Annotated in this window: 18 protein-coding genes and 1 other RNA gene; 9 read left to right on the top strand and 10 right to left on the bottom strand. The window is 34.1% G+C overall.

All coding sequences use genetic code 11. The annotated features are described in order from the left end of the window. Window positions 1–28 precede the first annotated feature (28 nt). Both AACL20_RS02710 and AACL20_RS02705 read left to right on the top strand, forming a co-directional pair. A protein-coding gene (locus AACL20_RS02710) for an IS5 family transposase (protein ID WP_339051669.1) occupies window positions 29–849 on the top strand; the annotation gives its coding sequence in 2 pieces (ribosomal slippage) (window positions 29–416 and window positions 416–849; 822 coding nt in all). A gap of 7 nt (window positions 850–856) precedes the next feature. Beyond that, window positions 857–1,126 carry an isochorismatase family protein gene (locus AACL20_RS02705; protein ID WP_339052542.1) on the top strand — a complete coding sequence of 90 codons (270 nt, stop codon included), beginning with the start codon at window positions 857–859 and terminating at the stop codon, window positions 1,124–1,126. Between the two features lie 247 nt (window positions 1,127–1,373). Here AACL20_RS02705 and AACL20_RS02700 read toward each other — a convergent pair whose 3' ends face one another. The 5 genes from AACL20_RS02700 to AACL20_RS02685 form a co-directional block, all read right to left on the bottom strand. Beyond that, window positions 1,374–2,174 (bottom strand): transposase, encoded by an 801-nt coding sequence (locus AACL20_RS02700; RefSeq protein WP_339051716.1) that lies wholly within the window; start codon window positions 2,172–2,174, stop codon window positions 1,374–1,376. Window positions 2,175–2,230: 56 nt separating this feature from the next. Continuing rightward, a complete protein-coding gene (locus AACL20_RS02695) occupies window positions 2,231–2,677 on the bottom strand; it encodes a transposase (RefSeq protein ID WP_339051717.1) in 447 nt (148 codons plus the stop codon). A 332-nt stretch (window positions 2,678–3,009) separates the two neighbouring features. Beyond that, a complete protein-coding gene (gene holA / locus AACL20_RS02690) occupies window positions 3,010–4,038 on the bottom strand; it encodes a DNA polymerase III subunit delta (protein WP_339052541.1) in 1,029 nt (342 codons plus the stop codon). Window positions 4,039–4,041: 3 nt separating this feature from the next. Further along, window positions 4,042–4,176 carry a cbb3-type cytochrome oxidase assembly protein CcoS gene (gene ccoS / locus AACL20_RS06885; protein WP_410519919.1) on the bottom strand — a complete coding sequence of 45 codons (135 nt, stop codon included), beginning with the start codon at window positions 4,174–4,176 and terminating at the stop codon, window positions 4,042–4,044. Window positions 4,177–4,729: 553 nt separating this feature from the next. Continuing rightward, complete coding sequence (locus AACL20_RS02685) at window positions 4,730–5,266, bottom strand: inner membrane-spanning protein YciB (protein ID WP_339052540.1); 537 nt, start codon at window positions 5,264–5,266, stop codon at window positions 4,730–4,732. A gap of 173 nt (window positions 5,267–5,439) precedes the next feature. On the opposite strand from AACL20_RS02685, the gene AACL20_RS02680 reads away from it, so the two are divergent. The 5 genes from AACL20_RS02680 (at window position 5,440) to AACL20_RS02660 (ending at window position 10,237) form a co-directional block, all read left to right on the top strand. Continuing rightward, the gene (locus AACL20_RS02680) at window positions 5,440–6,285 is read left to right on the top strand and encodes a hypothetical protein (RefSeq protein WP_339052539.1); all 846 of its coding nucleotides are present in this window, start codon (window positions 5,440–5,442) and stop codon (window positions 6,283–6,285) included. A gap of 132 nt (window positions 6,286–6,417) precedes the next feature. Next, entirely contained in the window at window positions 6,418–7,065 is a 648-nt protein-coding gene (locus AACL20_RS02675) for a Tim44/TimA family putative adaptor protein (RefSeq protein ID WP_339052538.1), read from the top strand. A gap of 34 nt (window positions 7,066–7,099) precedes the next feature. After that, on the top strand, window positions 7,100–7,453 hold the full coding sequence (locus AACL20_RS02670; RefSeq protein WP_339042442.1) for a DUF2497 domain-containing protein: 354 nt from the start codon (window positions 7,100–7,102) through the stop codon (window positions 7,451–7,453). A 113-nt stretch (window positions 7,454–7,566) separates the two neighbouring features. Further along, on the top strand, window positions 7,567–9,309 hold the full coding sequence (locus tag AACL20_RS02665) for an ankyrin repeat domain-containing protein (protein ID WP_339052537.1): 1,743 nt from the start codon (window positions 7,567–7,569) through the stop codon (window positions 9,307–9,309). A gap of 148 nt (window positions 9,310–9,457) precedes the next feature. Continuing rightward, window positions 9,458–10,237 carry an outer membrane protein assembly factor BamD gene (locus tag AACL20_RS02660; protein WP_339052536.1) on the top strand — a complete coding sequence of 260 codons (780 nt, stop codon included), beginning with the start codon at window positions 9,458–9,460 and terminating at the stop codon, window positions 10,235–10,237. 257 nt (window positions 10,238–10,494) lie between these two features. On the opposite strand, the gene AACL20_RS02655 is transcribed toward AACL20_RS02660, so the two are convergent. Continuing rightward, the gene (locus AACL20_RS02655; RefSeq protein WP_339052535.1) at window positions 10,495–10,863 is read right to left on the bottom strand and encodes an NADH-ubiquinone oxidoreductase subunit NDUFA12 family protein; all 369 of its coding nucleotides are present in this window, start codon (window positions 10,861–10,863) and stop codon (window positions 10,495–10,497) included. Window positions 10,864–10,893: 30 nt separating this feature from the next. Further along, window positions 10,894–11,288, bottom strand: an RNA gene (gene rnpB, locus AACL20_RS02650) — RNase P RNA component class A. A gap of 126 nt (window positions 11,289–11,414) precedes the next feature. On the opposite strand from rnpB, the gene AACL20_RS02645 reads away from it, so the two are divergent. Both AACL20_RS02645 and zapE read left to right on the top strand, forming a co-directional pair. Further along, a protein-coding gene (locus AACL20_RS02645) for an IS5 family transposase (RefSeq protein ID WP_339051669.1) occupies window positions 11,415–12,235 on the top strand; the annotation gives its coding sequence in 2 pieces (ribosomal slippage) (window positions 11,415–11,802 and window positions 11,802–12,235; 822 coding nt in all). Window positions 12,236–12,294: 59 nt separating this feature from the next. Beyond that, complete coding sequence (gene zapE / locus AACL20_RS02640) at window positions 12,295–13,335, top strand: cell division protein ZapE (RefSeq protein WP_339052534.1); 1,041 nt, start codon at window positions 12,295–12,297, stop codon at window positions 13,333–13,335. A 178-nt stretch (window positions 13,336–13,513) separates the two neighbouring features. Here the strand turns inward: zapE and clpX are convergent, their stop codons facing one another. The 3 genes from clpX to tig all read right to left on the bottom strand — a co-directional run bounded on the left by clpX (window position 13,514) and on the right by tig (window position 17,316). Continuing rightward, a complete protein-coding gene (clpX, locus tag AACL20_RS02635) occupies window positions 13,514–14,818 on the bottom strand; it encodes an ATP-dependent Clp protease ATP-binding subunit ClpX (protein WP_339042430.1) in 1,305 nt (434 codons plus the stop codon). Further along, a complete protein-coding gene (clpP, locus tag AACL20_RS02630; RefSeq protein ID WP_339052664.1) occupies window positions 14,805–15,422 on the bottom strand; it encodes an ATP-dependent Clp endopeptidase proteolytic subunit ClpP in 618 nt (205 codons plus the stop codon). Before clpP ends, clpX begins: the two co-directional genes overlap by 14 nt. Window positions 15,423–15,993: 571 nt before the next feature. After that, window positions 15,994–17,316 (bottom strand): trigger factor, encoded by a 1,323-nt coding sequence (gene tig, locus AACL20_RS02625; protein ID WP_339052533.1) that lies wholly within the window; start codon window positions 17,314–17,316, stop codon window positions 15,994–15,996. Between the last annotated feature and the right edge of the window lie 169 nt (window positions 17,317–17,485).

The following is a 17,485-nucleotide window of genomic DNA, read 5'->3' as shown; positions in this document are numbered from 1 at the left end:
TAAAATCCTTGATTTTATCAAGGATAACATGAAGTTTGAAAACATCAAAGATGAATACGCAGAAGAGTTTCGCAGGCTTACTGGCATTAAACGAGGAACGTTTGAAGTTATACTAAGTATATTAAAAGAAGCTGAAGCTATTTTAAAGTCTCAAGGTGGAAAACCCAATAAATTGGCTTTAGAAGATCGATTACTCATGACGCTTGAGTACTTGCGTGAATACAGGACATATTTTCATATTTCCCGCAGTTATGGAATAAGTGAAAGTGCCTGTTATCGTAATATACGTTGGATTGAAGATACTCTAATTAAAGATAAACGATTTTCACTACCTGGACGTAAAGCATTACTAAAAAGCGATTCTGAATACGAACTTGTGTTAATTGATGCTACTGAAACACCGATAGAACGACCTAAAAAAAACAGAAGCACTTTTATTCGGGAAAAAAGAGGCGACATACTCTAAAAACTCAGCTTATTGTGGATAAAAGGAAAAAAGAAATCATTTGCACTAATTTTTCTAATGGCAAGCGTCATGATTTCAGGTTATTTAAAGAATCCGGAGTTCACATCCACCCTGAGATTAAAGTTCTTACAGATACTGGTTATCAAGGCATTGATAAGTTGCATTATAATTCAGAGTTACCAAAGAAAAAGACAAAAAAGCGACCACTAAGCAGGAAAGATAAAAAGAAAAATCGTCAATTGTCTAGTGAACGTGTTTTAAATGAAAACGTCATAGGCATGATCAAACGATTTAAAATTATCGCTGATCGTTATAGGAACAGAAGAAAACGATTCGGTTTAAGGTTTAATTTACTTGCTGGTATCTATAACTTTGAGCTTTAAATAGGTTATGCAAGAGGTCTATTGTACTACACTGGAAGCAGTCTTGCGTGCAAATAAGGTTGTACGTCTTGTAATTGCAGGTGTTAGTAGTGCTTGGGCCGTTCAGTCAGCTGCGCGCGATGCACATGACAGAGACTATGATGTTGTTGTGCTAGAGGATGCTTGTGCAGCAGCAGATGAAAATGAGCATGATTATTCTATGCGTTTGCTTAGAAAAATTGCTAACGTGATTAAGGTGTCAGAGTTGCCATCTTTAGAACTATGTGCAGGCGAATAGTGCGCTTTTTTGCTATGGTATTAAGTCCATCCGCCAAAAGTATGGATTTTAGCTTTTGAAATGCCTTGTTACAACTTTATATTGTGTGTTTTGCTGCTCATGTAATGGTACCTGTGTCAATTTATTGTGATTTTTTATGGCAGAACGGGAAAAATGTCTGTAAGGCGTTCAAAATGCTGCGTTTTAAGCATGCGTCCTCTATTGCCACTTTGTAGCATTTGATTTTGATATGTTTAAATTCAGGTGATTAGCCAGATAAGGTGCGCTCTATCGCCTTCAGATTCATGCCTATGGCTGATATGAATGGATTTATTATATCTCCTATTATACCTCGCAGATAATTACGTCCAAGACGACCAAAATGCTTCAAATGTCCGATTATAGGCTCAATTGCACTTCTTCGCTTCATCATCTTTTTATCAGCAAAACTAAGGCTTTTCTTGGTATATGGCGTATATACTTTGCTTTTGGACTTTAAATTATTACCTCGGTAACCAAGGTCCACAAATATCTTTTTGGGATCTTCTGCAACCTTTTTCACCTCATCAACCATCTCAGATAGTGTATGTCCATCGTATGGATTTCCATGAAATGACTTTATTCCAACTATGAAATTACCTCTGCCACTCACCGCTATACCAACCTTGTTGCCGAATTCGTATGGTTTGTGCAATTTGCCTTTGCCTATGCACTCAACAGCAGGTTCATGGAAACTATATAGTACCTTATTTTCTTTTTTGTAATCCTCTTTGGCACGTTTGCAAAGTACAGATTGATTATAGATCATATTAGCTTTTTCTAGAATTGCTGCGGCTTCTGGTGAAATAGTCAATGACAGTTTTGCAATACCACGATGGCAAAATCTTATTAGACGGCCAAGCCTGCTTTTCAGCTTCTTCATCTGATTAATCCGCTTTTTGGACTTGCTATCATCACGATATTTCCAAACCTTCATTATTCCACGCTTGTAGTACTTTGCATATGTATCATTTAGCGATATACCTTGATCCTTGCAAAGCTCAACTATCTGAAAACGCGCCTTTTCCATTAGATGACAATCATGTGGATGTTTTATATGCTTTGGCTGAACTGTCGTATCAATAATCACGGCTGCCAAATCTTTTTTTTAACTGTGCCAATCTTACAGCCTATTCTGACAAGCTCCTTTAATATCTCACGACACCCAGATTCTCCTAAAGCTTGACGAAATCTTCTTATGCAACTTTCAGATACAATTATGTCATTTTTGAAATAGTCATATCCACAAAAATACTGCCAATAGGAATTTTCCTGAAGCTCCTCCTCAGTATAACAATCAGAGGCACTTGAAATGGCTTGCAACATAAACAAACCAAGCATAACACGACGGTCTTTACGGCTTCTACCATATCGTTTCACAGAAACTTTACCAAAAATTCGCTCATCAAGACCACACCAATCAACTATCGATCTTAATTTATATAACTTGTGTTTGGGATTCAAACTATTAGATAATCTCTCCTCAAATATTCTACTTTGAGTATTATTAATTTGCACTTCTTCTGATGGCATATAATACAAATCCGTAAGTTTTTTGGGATATTATAACATTTTCTTACGGATTAAAAACACTATTTTGATACTCTAAACATTATTTTATGCCTCTTCCAAGACTTTTGGTGCGTGTACTATTAAATATTGACAAGTATCGGACAAATGAGAATGCAACCCGCGCCAAAAAATCTCGAAAGTGCGCATGAAATGCTGCCACAAGTGTCAAAATAGCGCTTTAAATTTACGGATTTTGTGAAAATAGTGTTTGCGCGCGGCACTGGAGCAATTAATATATCCAAAAATTAGTACAGGGCAGAATCCTGGGCTAATTTTTGCACATTTAACTTCTATTACAGTTTCAGTTTATTTGATATCATGAAGTTTTCTAGTAAGAGGAACTGCATAGAGTAATTCTGTTTACAGGCTGTTTCAAGATATATGAGCTTCTCAAGCAAGTTTGATATGGCGTTATATGTAAGTTTGTCACATGCTTGTGAAAAAGCTGTTTTATAGCGCCAGAATATAGGAGGTTTCAATTTTGCAATTGCAGTATCTTTGCTAATAGCTTTTTCAATTTCAGATTTCACATATATCGTGCGCATGAGATAGCTTTGCATTAATTTAATGAATAGTATTGGGTTGAAGTTTCTTAGCTTTGCATCAGATATATAAGAAGAAACTTTTTTATAATCATTATTCAAAAAGCTCAAGCATATTTCATCAGCTTGTACGTCTGAATCTTGCATTAATATTGCTAAATCATCGTAAGAAATCTTGATACAAATTCCATTCTCATCCATTTTGTATAGCAGTAACTTGTGTATCTCATAATATGCCCATAAATAATGCTGTGGCAGTATATCAACAAGTGAACGAACTACATTATATTCATATTCAACTTTATGTTTTGCAAAAAGTTTTCGCACGAGTTGTTCTGTAGCATTTCTATCTTGTGTGTAACATGGTATAAATACAGCATTTTTTAAACTCTTGAGGCTGAAAAAAGCTTTAGATGTCTTTTTTATTTCAGGCGCAATAATTAATACGAAGCAGTTAATAGCACTTAAATCACATAAAGTACTAATCAACGCTTTATCTATATTATCTGGAATATTTCTGATAACGATTATATTGTAACCAGTATCAAATAAGGAGAGAGAACGTGCATCATCTTTTAAAACCTCATAGTCTTTTAGTTGTTTATAATCGTGTTCAATAATAGTAGTGCTAAAAGAGTGTAATCTAGTTAATATATAAATGATCTTCTTACATGCTGACAATATCATGCCATCGTCAGAGCCATAAATTACAGCAAATTTTGGAGTTGAACGAAATTCCTGAAAGAACTTCTCAACATTATGGAATTTTATTTCTGTCATTAATTAATCGAATAATATCTTATCGGCTGCATTCTCAATATCGTCATATTGAGATGTTTTAACTGACCATAGCATACCAAGCACACAGAGCAACAAAATCGGCATGGAAAGCAGCATTAAATAGAAAAGTATAGTCATATAACACTCGAATAAATATAAAAATATGACATGTTCCTTTATTATCTTGCAAATATGTAAAAGTATTCGATGTAGCAATTAACTTGTACTCATCACTTCCTCATTTATCAGAGGTATACTTGCGGATTGCACCTATTATAGCAGATTTTTTTGTTGTAGACAGCGCTTATAAAGCAAAATAGTAAAACTAGTATGTGAGAAACATTATACTGTGAACTTAGACTACAAATGTATTACGATCAACTATTAATTGCACGGGTTAATGCGAGATTTCCCAGGCATTGCCTAGATTTGCAGTGAAAGCTATAAAAAAAGTATAATTTTTATGCACATTTTAGTTGAACTAAGAGCATATCTTTGATATAGCTGTCTTAAGGTATGTTTATCAAAAAAATCGCACCATCCCAATGCGAACCTTCCCAAAAAAATGATAAACATGCTCTTTCGTTGTGATCTTCCCGCGGGTTTTAGGTATATGAGTTCTGACATTCACACCAGGCCGCGCGGGTTCACGAGTACTTCAAGGTGTCTAAGATATAAGAAACGCCAGTGCTCATTTTTTTCTCAAATTGCCGCGTAGGCAATATAATTGCAGAGCTGAAATCACAACAAGCAGAATAGGTGTAACAAAAACTTTAAAGTTTATCCAAATATCTTCGCTGAAGTTGCGCCATGTTATTTCATTTGCCACTGCAAGGGCGGTAAATATAACAACCCACTGTATTGTCAATAGTTTTATCTGTTTATGGCTTAAGTCAAGTGCTTGCTTTAAAATATTACCAATAAAATATTTATTGAATAGCGTTCCAATTGCTAAAGATACTGCGAGAGTTCCATATAGTATTGTTGGTTTTATTTTAATAAATCTTGCATCATTTGTTATAAGGCTTAATCCGCCAAATAAAAATAATATGGTTGCAGAAAAGATCATCATCTTGGATGGCTTCACTCTATATCTCAAATATAAGAATAGCATGTTGCATAAAGTACAAGTCATCAATGCAAATGTTGCTGTGATGATACCAAAGAATTTATACACAGCAAAAAATATTACTAGAGAGCTTAGTTCTAATACATTCTGTATTGGCATATATTGTCTACTACTAATAAACTTAAAGGTTGCATAACTATGGGCTATCATATTACTATCCGTATATGCGTCCTACTGGATGCTTTTTAAGAGTGTGACGTACTGATAATAATAAAAGTAAGTCGCAAATAAGAAGAATATGCAGATTTGTATGCGTAATTTGAGGTGGATTTATGTCTAAGCTGTTGATGTATAATTGGTATAAATTACACAACATCGCTGCTACTATATTTTTTACATTTTCAGTGGCAAGTAGTTCGATAGCAGCTGTAGACAATGTATTTTATGTGGAGAACATACATGTTTTTTATGACGCTGGCAATCTAAAAGATTCGAAAAAGATTGCAGTAGAAGATGGGATAATGAGTGGTCTAAAAAAACTATCTCTTGCTATTACAATGCCTGCTGCGCATAAGCGTATAGATAACCTGAAAGTTACAGATTTTAAAAAATTGATCAAAAAGATACAATTTTTAGATGAGCGTATGACATCACATTCATATATGGCTACATTAAATATAGAATTTGATGAAAAAAATGTTCTATCTCTATTGAATAGCTCTGGCATACTATATCAAACAAAAATATTTGACTCATTTGTAATCATACCATTTTTAAAAAATAGTATGAATTGGCTTTGGTTTAATGGTAATTGGAAAGAGGCTTGGGATAGAATTCCAGAACAAATTGGTATGATAAGGCCTGCTGTCATAAGAGGTAATATCCAGGACATAGATAATATTGACCTTTCTAGTTTTATGACTGCAGAATATGTAAGTTTTTCCAACATATTAGAACGTTATAGGGTACGTGAGTTAGTATTAATAGAAGCTTCACAATATGGTTCTTCCATGGAGTTAGTGTTACGTATTCTTAGCAACAAAAATGACTTAAAACAGTCTTTATCATATGAGCAGCAATTAGGAGAAACAGAATTTGATTGGTATACAAGGATTGCTATGGATATTATGAATATAATAGATTCACGCTGGAAAGGTGATATGGGATCATTAAAATAAAATCTAAGATTTTTTTCACGTGATTGATGTTTAATGTCTTGCAATTTGTGCTGTTTATAAATATAGATCTAGGCTATATTATTAACTTATGTTAAGACATTGAAACTATATTATTGTGTACTTGAGTTTAAAATGTTAGATTTAATCTTTTTATTAGGGATAGCAGTAATAATTTTTATCAGGTTATTCAAGATTTTTGGGCATACTGATAACAATTCATCTACCGCTAAAGTTTTTGAGAATTCAGTTGATAATTTTGATAAAGAAGCTCAAAAACCTGCAGATATCGAAATAATTTCAGCCACTGAAGCAGCACTTGCTCCTCATATAAGAGATGTATTTGATAAAATAAGAGAAGTTGAAGGAAATTTTAATGCTGATGTATTTGTATCATGTGCAAAAAAAGCATTCATAACAATAATAAATGCCTTTACAAAATATGATAAACAATCTCTTCAGATGCTGCTGAGTTCAGATGTTTATAAGGTATTTTCTAGAGAAATGGAGAAAAGAATATCTTCTGGATATTTGTACAACAAGACTATTATCGGAGTGAGAGATGTTGAAATAACAGATGCTTATATATCAGATCACTTAGCTTCAATAACATTGAGGATAGTAAGTGACCAGGTTAGCTATGTCAAAGATAAGGCAGGAAACTTGTTAAATGGTAACACAGAAAAAATTGTTATAGTTGAAGATGCTTGGCAATTTGGCAAAAAAATTGGGCAAGATAAGATATGGTTGTTGCTTTCAACATCTGCAGTAACGAGGCAGTAGCTTTGCATCCATTCTTAGATAAAGATGGCAATTTATGAAATCCGATAAAAAAAATGAAATCCAAGAAGCGCTTCACAATATACAAAGCATGATGTCGCGAGACGATTTCAAAAAAATGCAAGATGATATATTAGAACTTACAGAAAGAGAGATAATAGATAGCAAATCTATTAATAAGTCTAGATTTTATAACGATGATTCTATAGAATCCGGTGATATGGCATGTGATGAATTAACTGCTAATGCTCTTGATTCTTGTCTTCAGAAGATTGTGAAGGATTTGTTAAAACCTGAGTTGATCAAGTGGTTAAACACTAATTTACCTGGAATAGTAGAGAAGATAGTAGAGAGAGAAATTAGGATGTTGATGCCTGATAAGGACGATTGAGATTAATATTGGATTTCAAATTGATGGAGGCGCTCAAGTTGAGGTGTGACTATTTACCAAAACTGTTAGACCACAATATGTTACGACGTTCTAATTTTGTGCTGCTTTTTTTTGTGCTAATTTGTGTAACATACGTCACTTTCTTTGAAGGTTTGTGCATAGGTAGTACTAAGGATGAAGATTTTTGGAGTGACGTAAGAAGTTTAGCAGATTCTAATAAAGATATGCCGTGGACTCCTATAAACAGAGGCAATTCAGAGTCGATTGACGTTAGTACGAGTAGCAAGCCTGCAGATAATAAGTTAGAAAAGATAGAAAGTGCATTCAGCAAAAAGCAAGTGTCTGTTGCTCCTCCGCAATCGATTGTAGATGATAATGTGAAAGAAGTGAATACTGCACTTAAGAATAAATCGCAAGATGGAGCTAAATTTTTACCTCCTCCAACACTTGAGTCACTCACTACATTACAACAGAAAAGTCAAAATAGTGACACAACTAAACAGCAGGAAAAAAGTTTAGCATTACCTGAAAAGTTTAGCGATCCAGTTGCCCCAATTGCTCCTGCTCCAAGTGCGAGTAAAGAAATTGCAAGTGATGTTACTATTCCAAGTGTAGTAGATGGTTCTGCTGATAAAATTCAAAGCATTACGCCAGCTGAGCAGATTAACAATGTTTCTAAGATCGATAGTAATCGTAAAGATAAGAATGTGTTAAGCAATAGTAGTAGTATTGCAGTGCCAGATAAAACAAAGAATGCAAAGAATGCTGATGGTTTAAGTAAGAATGCCGAAAGTGAAAACAGTAAGAAAGAAAAAGTAGTAGAAAAAAATGTTGCGTCGAAACCTTTGAAAATCAATAAAATAAGCAATGAATCAGATGCTAAAAAATCACTTCCCAAAAAAGAGAATAGTGGTTCCACAAAAGACATAACAAATGTTGATGATAAAAATAATGGAACAGCGAAAAAAAAACACAGTATCACACATAAGAAAGAATACTTGGTAGTGCCTGGATTCAATGCTAGAGTTCCAGATTTTGATGAAGAGACACATAGTATGGATTTAGACATAAACACGAGACAGCCATATGATTATAGAAAGCAACCTTTACCTCCAAGCATAAGTAAAAAGCAATATAACAGACAAAACCAGCATTTACCCAAAGCATTTTATCAAAGTGAATATTCTTCTCTGCTATTTATTGCTGTACAAAGCTCAGATATAGGTGCAATTCAAGCTTTATTAGCTAAAGGTGCTGATATTAATGCACAGGATGCAAGCAACGGTTATACGCCATTAATGTATGCCATAGTATATAATAAGTTTGATGCATTTAGATATCTAATGATGAGTGGTGCAGATGTTAGCATAACTACACTCGATGGAAGAACTGCGCTACATATAGCAGCAATTTATAACAGAGTAGATATGTTTAAAATGTTGATTTCTATAGGAGCAAATATTTTTGCAATGGATAATGCTGGTTTAACTCCTTATGAGTCATCAGGTGAAATGTATGAGGAAATTGCTATGGTGCTTGCTTCTCAGTATGATGATATAAATCAAGCATTACTAGACTGTACATTTATAGGAGCAAATACTTGTGTTGTACAGATTCTAAAAAAAGGAGCGAATGTGAATTATAGCAGTAGACATGGAGATACAGCACTCACTATTGCAATGAATCGTAAAAATATAGACTTGATTGCAATACTAATAGCAAATGGTGCTGATTTAAATCAAAGAGGTATTGGTGGTCTAACAGCTAAAGATTTAGCGCATGCTATTGGCGATCAGCAGATCATCAATGTGGTAGAAACTGCAATAGTACAAAAAGAGTTAAAAGATATACAATGATAATTATAGAACAATTAAGTATGGATCATTTTCCATAATATACATTATCATGTTTTTGTGCATCAATGTTGTAATTACGTATTGACGTTTGTTTTTTTTAAAGTTATGTAATCTAGGAAATAACTACTAGGTATTTAAGATGTATTACATGCGTTTTCTGATTTTATTTCTTACATTATTTGTTATAGGCTGCGCCAGCAATAATAGTGATAAGGTAATCCCGACGAATCCGGAGGAGCTTTATAGCTCAGGAGTAAAAAACATATCAGAGAAAAGATTTGCAGAAGCAATTAAAGATTTTTCTACCATAGAGAAAGAGCACCCTGCTCATAGATTAGCGCCAAATGCAACAATGCTAAAAATGTATGCATACTTTAAAAGTGATAAGTTTGATGATGCTACATTTGCAGCGGATGATTTTGTAAGAAATTATCCAGCTAATCAGCATGTTGATTATGTATACTATATTAGAGCATTATCACTTATAAATCAGATGATGGATTTTGAGAGAGACCAAAACTTAACAGAAGATAGCCTATTGGCTTTAAATAAATTGATTACAAGATTTCCTCATTCAAAATATAGTGCTGATGCAGAGAAAAAAAGGCAATTTGCATATGATACAATTGCTGCAAAAGAAATGTCGGTAGGAAGGTTTTATCTATTTCAGAAAATGCCATTTTCAGCTGTTCCGAGATTTCAGAATGTTATACGCATTTATCCAAAAACAGCGTTTAGAAGTGAAGCATTATATAGAATGGTAGAAGTATACACTTCAATTGGTATTTTGGATGAAGCAAAATATTATGCGGAAGTGTTATCAAAAGAATTCCCAGATAGCAAATGGAGCAAGAGAGGTCAAGCTCTTGTTTCTAGGAGTGCATTTGCCACAAACGATGATGCAACAACTAAAAACCTTATGGAATAAATCATTTTCTTACGGACTTAAAACACTTTTTGGTCCGTCCGCCAAAAATTGATTTGCGTGCGCAAAAATCAATAAGGTTTTTACGTTTATTATAACATTTTCTTACGGATTTAAAGCGCTACTTTGACACTCGGTGCACTATTTCATGCCGCTTCTGAGACTTTTGTGGGAGTACTCACTCCATAAGGGTTTTGGCAATTTTACCACTTTTTCTGCAGGACTTTCGGTGCATCATAATTTTGGAGTCGTCAAAGATTTCAGAAATCTGGTTCCCAAGCTTCGTAATCTGCACTTACTTTTTCACGTCTATTTGGTGCAACCCCATATCCAGGAGGATAATAAGCATTTTGTGTTCCTGTCAAATTTGGTATGTGCGTTTTTTTGCCTTTACTGCGTTTTACGCCATATTCTTTAAAATCTGGAACAGCATCTCTCTGATGATGTAACCAAGCAAACCAGGCACTAGGTACTTTAGTGGGTTCTACAATTCCACTGTACATAACCCAGCGTTTTTTTCTTCCAAAGAAGTTTTTTTCATCAGAACGCTCATAATATACATTGCCAAACTCGTCACTTCCAACACGAGTACCGAAAAATTTTGTATATAAAACCGTGGCTATGCACATAAAATCAATCATCTACATATATCAATAAAAACTTGCAAGCAGTCTATAAGCCGGATTCTGTAGAGCATAAAAGCTCTTTGTAGCCATTTATCTTGTTGCACAGTTACCAGTGCAATCTATGCGGCTCACCCTTGCGCTGCTAAATATAACGGCCAAAACAAAACCGCAGATCTAATAATCTATCGCGCATCTATATAGCCTTGCTTCTGACGGGGTTTACCATGCGATACACATTGCTGTGGACCCGGTTTGAGCTCTTACCTCACCTTTTCACCCTTACCAGATGATAAAATAACTTCTGGCGGTATATTTTCTGTGGCACTTTCCCTAAGGTTTCCCTCGCCGGGTGTTACCCGACGTCATTGTTTTGTGAAGTCCGGACTTTCCTCTGAAAAATAAATTTCAGCGACTACACAACTGCCTGCAAGTGGAATGTTAACATATTATAAGCTACTATAAAAGCTAATTTACTAATTATGAAAGTAGAAGATAATAGACCTCTTGCATAACCATATAAATTGATTAAAATCCTTGATTTTATCAAGGATAACATGAAGTTTGAAAACATCAAAGATGAATACGCAGAAGAGTTTCGCAGGCTTACTGGCATTAAACGAGGAACGTTTGAAGTTATACTAAGTATATTAAAAGAAGCTGAAGCTATTTTAAAGTCTCAAGGTGGAAAACCCAATAAATTGGCTTTAGAAGATCGATTACTCATGACGCTTGAGTACTTGCGTGAATACAGGACATATTTTCATATTTCCCGCAGTTATGGAATAAGTGAAAGTGCCTGTTATCGTAATATACGTTGGATTGAAGATACTCTAATTAAAGATAAACGATTTTCACTACCTGGACGTAAAGCATTACTAAAAAGCGATTCTGAATACGAACTTGTGTTAATTGATGCTACTGAAACACCGATAGAACGACCTAAAAAAAACAGAAGCACTTTTATTCGGGAAAAAAGAGGCGACATACTCTAAAAACTCAGCTTATTGTGGATAAAAGGAAAAAAGAAATCATTTGCACTAATTTTTCTAATGGCAAGCGTCATGATTTCAGGTTATTTAAAGAATCCGGAGTTCACATCCACCCTGAGATTAAAGTTCTTACAGATACTGGTTATCAAGGCATTGATAAGTTGCATTATAATTCAGAGTTACCAAAGAAAAAGACAAAAAAGCGACCACTAAGCAGGAAAGATAAAAAGAAAAATCGTCAATTGTCTAGTGAACGTGTTTTAAATGAAAACGTCATAGGCATGATCAAACGATTTAAAATTATCGCTGATCGTTATAGGAACAGAAGAAAACGATTCGGTTTAAGGTTTAATTTACTTGCTGGTATCTATAACTTTGAGCTTTAAATAGGTTATGCAAGAGGTCTAAAGAAGGAGTCAATGGTCTACGGATCCATCAAGCTTTGGTGCGCTCTTACAACACCACAAATATTTACACAATATCAAGAACAAACCTTATCTATCTTTATGTGAAAACTCTCGAAAAAATATATAAAAAATTAAATAAACAAAAAGGAAAAAAGCTCGCAATGGGCATATATATATGGGGCGGCACAGGACGCGGAAAGTCCATGCTAATGAAAATATTTTTTGATAATTTAGCAATAAAACAAAAGCAGATTATGCATTTTCATAAGTTTATGCTGGATTTTCACACTAACTTAAATAATTTACAGAAGAGTAAGATTATAGCCTCATCGCTAAAACCTTTGGAAATTGTGGCTGGTGATATAATAAAAGATTGCAAAGTACTATGTTTAGATGAGTTACAGGTGAATAATATAGCAGATGCTATGGTTTTACTCAGGCTGTTTGAATTTATACTATCTAATGGTGTGTTTGTGTTTATCACTTCGAACTTTGAGCCACAAAAACTCTTTGAAGGTGGATTACAACGTCAGCGATTTCTACCGTTTATGGACTTATTAGAGCATTCACTGGATATATTTCATCTTGATAATAACCATGATTATAGAAGTACAAAGGTGAAAGGTATTGAGAAGCTTTATCACTTTCCACTCGACGATACAGCATCAGATTTTATTAAAAATGTGTTAAGTAAATTGATTGGTAGTAATAATATTCTAGCAGCACGTTCTATAGATGTTCATGGGAGTAGAAGTTTAACAGTCAAACGTTCTTTTGAATCTATTGCTTTATTTGACTTCGCAGAGCTTTGTAATGTGCCGCTTGGAGTTAATGATTATATTGCTATCTGCAAAGTTTTTGATGTCATTATTATAGAAAATATACCTAAAATGTGTGAAGAGAATCATAATGAAGCTTTGAGGTTTATTACTTTGATAGATGAGATATATGAAGCAAAAACGAGATTAATTTGTACAGCAGATGTCAGTATAGATAATTTATACTCTGGGAAGAAGCATAAAACAGAATTCGCAAGACTTGTATCAAGACTATATGAAATGCAATCCATAGACTATTAAGTCGCCTTATTTCTTTGGAAGCGTTTTGCTAGTTTGAAGTGAACTTTTGGTGTGTGTACAAGCAAATCGATTTTGACGGACAGACTTCAATAAGCCTATTTCGCACTTATTTCTTGCTGCCAACTAGTAGAATCCTGCAACAATATTTAAGCCATACATTTAAGCACAAAAACTTATATCAATTTGTTTTTTGATTAATCGCTACCTCTGTTTTCTTTTTTACGCCTTCTATTTTTTTAGGTTCTATTATATCAGATATGGTATCATTTACTGTTTCAGGTCTTGCATTATCATCTATAACACTTTTTGTAATGATAACTTCTTTCACATCACTTTGACTAGGAATGTCAAACATTATATCAAGCAGAGAAGACTCAAGTATTGCACGCAAACCTCTAGCACCAGTCTTTCTAGATAAAGTCTTCTTTGCAATGGCACTCAATGCTTCGTCTTCAACAGTTAATTTTACTCCATCTATCTCTAATAACTTTGTGTATTGTTTTAACACTGCATTCTTAGGTTTTGTCATAATCTCAATTAAGGCTTCTTCATTTAAAGGCTCAAGTGTAGCGATAACAGGCAATCTACCAACAAATTCTGGAATCAATCCATATTTTATCAAGTCTTCAGGCTCAACTTCAGATAACAACTCATGTGCATCATGTTGCGTTGAATCTTTTATTTTTGCACCAAACCCTATAGAAGAGTTTTGTTTTCGATTTGCAACTATCTTCTCAATACCTTCGAAAGCACCACTACATATAAATAAAATATTTGTAGTATCAACCTGCAAGAACTCTTGCTGTGGATGTTTTCTTGCACCTTGTGGTGGAACTGAAGCTACAATGCCTTCCATAAGTTTAAGCAATGCTTGCTGCACACCCTCGCCAGATACATCTCTTGTTATAGAAGGACTATCAGCTTTTCTAGAAATTTTATCTATCTCATCTATATATACTATTCCCTTCTGTGCTCTTTCTATATTATAGTCTGCAGCTTGCAATAACTTCAAAATTGTATTTTCTACATCTTCACCCACATATCCTGCTTCTGTCAAAGTCGTTGCATCCGCGATAGCGTAAGGCACATTCAAAATTTTTGCTAATGTCTGTACAAGCAAGGTCTTTCCAGAGCCAGTAGGACCTATTAATAATATATTTGATTTAGATATCTCGACATCACTAATTTTAGTATTCATAAGACGTTTATAGTGATTATGTAGAGCAACTGCCAATATCTTCTTTGCTTTCTCTTGTCCTATGACATACTGTCCAAGAAACTCGTATATATCTTTTGGTTTTGGTAAACTATCGTTAGGAAAAAATGCTCGATTTCCATCTTCTATTGCATCAATACAAAGCTCAACGCACTCATTGCATATATGAGCTGAGGTGCCAGTAATTAATTTCTTTACTTCAGGCTGACTCTTCCCACAAAATGAACAATATAATATATTACCTCTCTCTATATTATCTTTTTCCATGGCTAGGCTGCTCCATAATCACATGTCGTTTTGTTATAACGTTATCTATCAATCCAAAATCTTTGGCTTCTTCGCTACTCATAAATTTATCACGCTCAACGTGTTTTTCGATCACTTTTAGAGAGTTACCTGTATGGTGAACATACAACGTGTTCATTTTATGTTTTATACGTATTATCTCTTTAGCATGAATTTCTATATCCGTAGCTTGCCCCCTATAACCTCCAAGTGGCTGATGTATCATTATTCTTGCGTTTTGCAAAGCACTTCTCTTTCCTGTCGCACCAGCAGTAAGTAGCATGGAGCCCATGGAACTTGCTTGTCCTATACAGATAGTTGCAACATCACACCTTATGTATTGCATAGTATCATAAATTGCCATACCTGATGTAATGACACCACCAGGTGAGTTGATATACATACATATATCCTTCTCTGGATCTTCAGATTCAAGAAATAATAGCTGCGCAACTATAAGTGAAGCCATGGAGTCTTCAATCTCACCATTTACAAAGACAATTCTCTCTTTCAGCAAACGCGAGTAAATATCAAACGCCCTTTCGCCTTTAGATGTTTGTTCCACTACTACTGGAACAAAATTCATAACACTCATATTAATAACCAGCTTTAATTTATGTAAAATCGAAATCTGAGTTTTACTCAATTTACTTGTTAAAATTCATATTGCTAAAAATGCTATTGCATAAAACACTATTCAAAATAACTATGATAACCTGAAATCCCTGTATTATGCTATCTCTATGTAATATTCTTTTTCAAATTCTAAAATAACTATAGCACTAAGTCCTTGCGTTTCATAACCAATATCATTTTAAAAATACTCATTTATATCATAAATTGCTTATCAAAAAGCATTATATCAAATGAGTATTGGAGAAAATATGAAATGATAATGATTATAAAATAGTAGTAAAATAACGAGTATCAGTTAAGAATCAGCATGTCTCAAGGGCACTGCCGGCAAAGTCACTTGCACAGACCTTTTGGGCTTGATTTTTCATACAAGCTATTTATTACTCTTGATGTTCACAAGGTAGATAGTTCAGCAGATGTTCCTTATTATATTCTAAAATGTATCTAATCAAATAGACTAAACAAAGAAAAAGAACACATAAACAGCTGCTTTATAAAGCAAAAAGTACTTAATGTCATTTCTATACATTCGTATCTTTTAGGTACTTATTACTGAATTCATCCATTGATACATAAACTATATTGAGATTGATGCGAGATAATATAAAATCTACAACTTTTTCCTCTAAAAGCGGACCACGTAATTTTTCTAGATTCTCAGAATTTGAAAAAAATTCTAAAATTTCTTTTTTCTGATTTGGCGACGATGCAACTTGAGCATTGATAGCATTTTTCATATCTTCTGTACTCACTGATATGTTATTTTCTTCTGCTATATTTGCTATAATTAGACCTAATTTCACACGCCGTTTAGCTAAAGCATTAAACTTTTCTTCTGCTCCTTCCTCAAACTCTTCTAGCGTGCCTTCTTTCTCAGCACGTTTTTTAGCCTCAGACAAAATTGATTCATAATCAACCTTTACAAGTCCAGTTGGTAATGTGAAATCATACATAGAATCAATTTTGTCAAATAGCTGCTTTTTATTACGCATCTTGCAATATACAGCTACATCTCCAGTGACTCTTTGCTTTATCACTTCTTTCAGCATTCCTAAATCTTTTAATCCTAGCTTATTTGCAAGTTCATCATCAAAGACAACTTCAGGACCAGCTTTCATTATTTTCTCTACTTTAATACTAAACTTTGCTTCTTTTCCTGCTACAGAAGACTCTGGATAATCATCAGGCAGCTTTACTGTGATTTCTTTTTGTTCTCCTGCTTTTACTCCAATTAAATTCTCTTCAATCTCTGGTATGAAAGTATGAGATCCAAGCTGTATTCTAACATCTTGTTGTACGCCCTTTGTAAAATCTTGTCCATCTGCTATCCCAGAGAAATCTATGATAATTATATCATGCTCTTGAGCGGCATATCCCTCTTCACCTTCATTAAACGGTCTTAAGATTTTGGCAAACTGTTGCTCAGCATTCTTTATCTCTTCATCACTAAGCTTAACTTCAATGGATTCAATCTCTATTTTTTTATAGTCCAGCTCTGGAATGTTAGGCATAACATCCATAGAAACATGGAAAGTAAATTCTCCTTCTGCTTCAAAATTTTTTACATCAATTAGCGGTTGCATTGCAGGCTTAACATTTTTGTCAGTAAGTAATGACTGCATAGTTTCTCTGATTACTTCAGAAACTTGTGATGATAGTATATCAGCTCCAATATGTCTTTTGACTATACTGATAGGTACTTTACCTTCTCTAAAGCCAGGGAGTTTAAATGTAGCAGCTTTCTCCAAAATTTTACGATCAACACGAGAAGTAACAACAGTAGAAGGCATAGAGATTTTGTATTCCCTTTCAAGGCCTGAATTTTTTAACTCTTCTATTTTCATAAATTGCAAACGATATTGATTATTTCATAAATGCTATCAACAAGCTCTAAAATCAGCAAACACTCTTAGAGAAAAACAAAAAAGCAAAGGTGTAATTCATTCTCTCTAAGCACTTTCAAAACTCGACATAACAAACCTTAAGCAGAGGTCTCATATTCAATTACCAGAA

Origin of the sequence: Candidatus Lariskella endosymbiont of Epinotia ramella (assembly GCF_964019805.1) — a bacterium.
Classification (GTDB): domain Bacteria; phylum Pseudomonadota; class Alphaproteobacteria; order Rickettsiales; family Midichloriaceae; genus Lariskella.
This window is presented reverse-complemented; position numbering and strand designations above follow the sequence as displayed.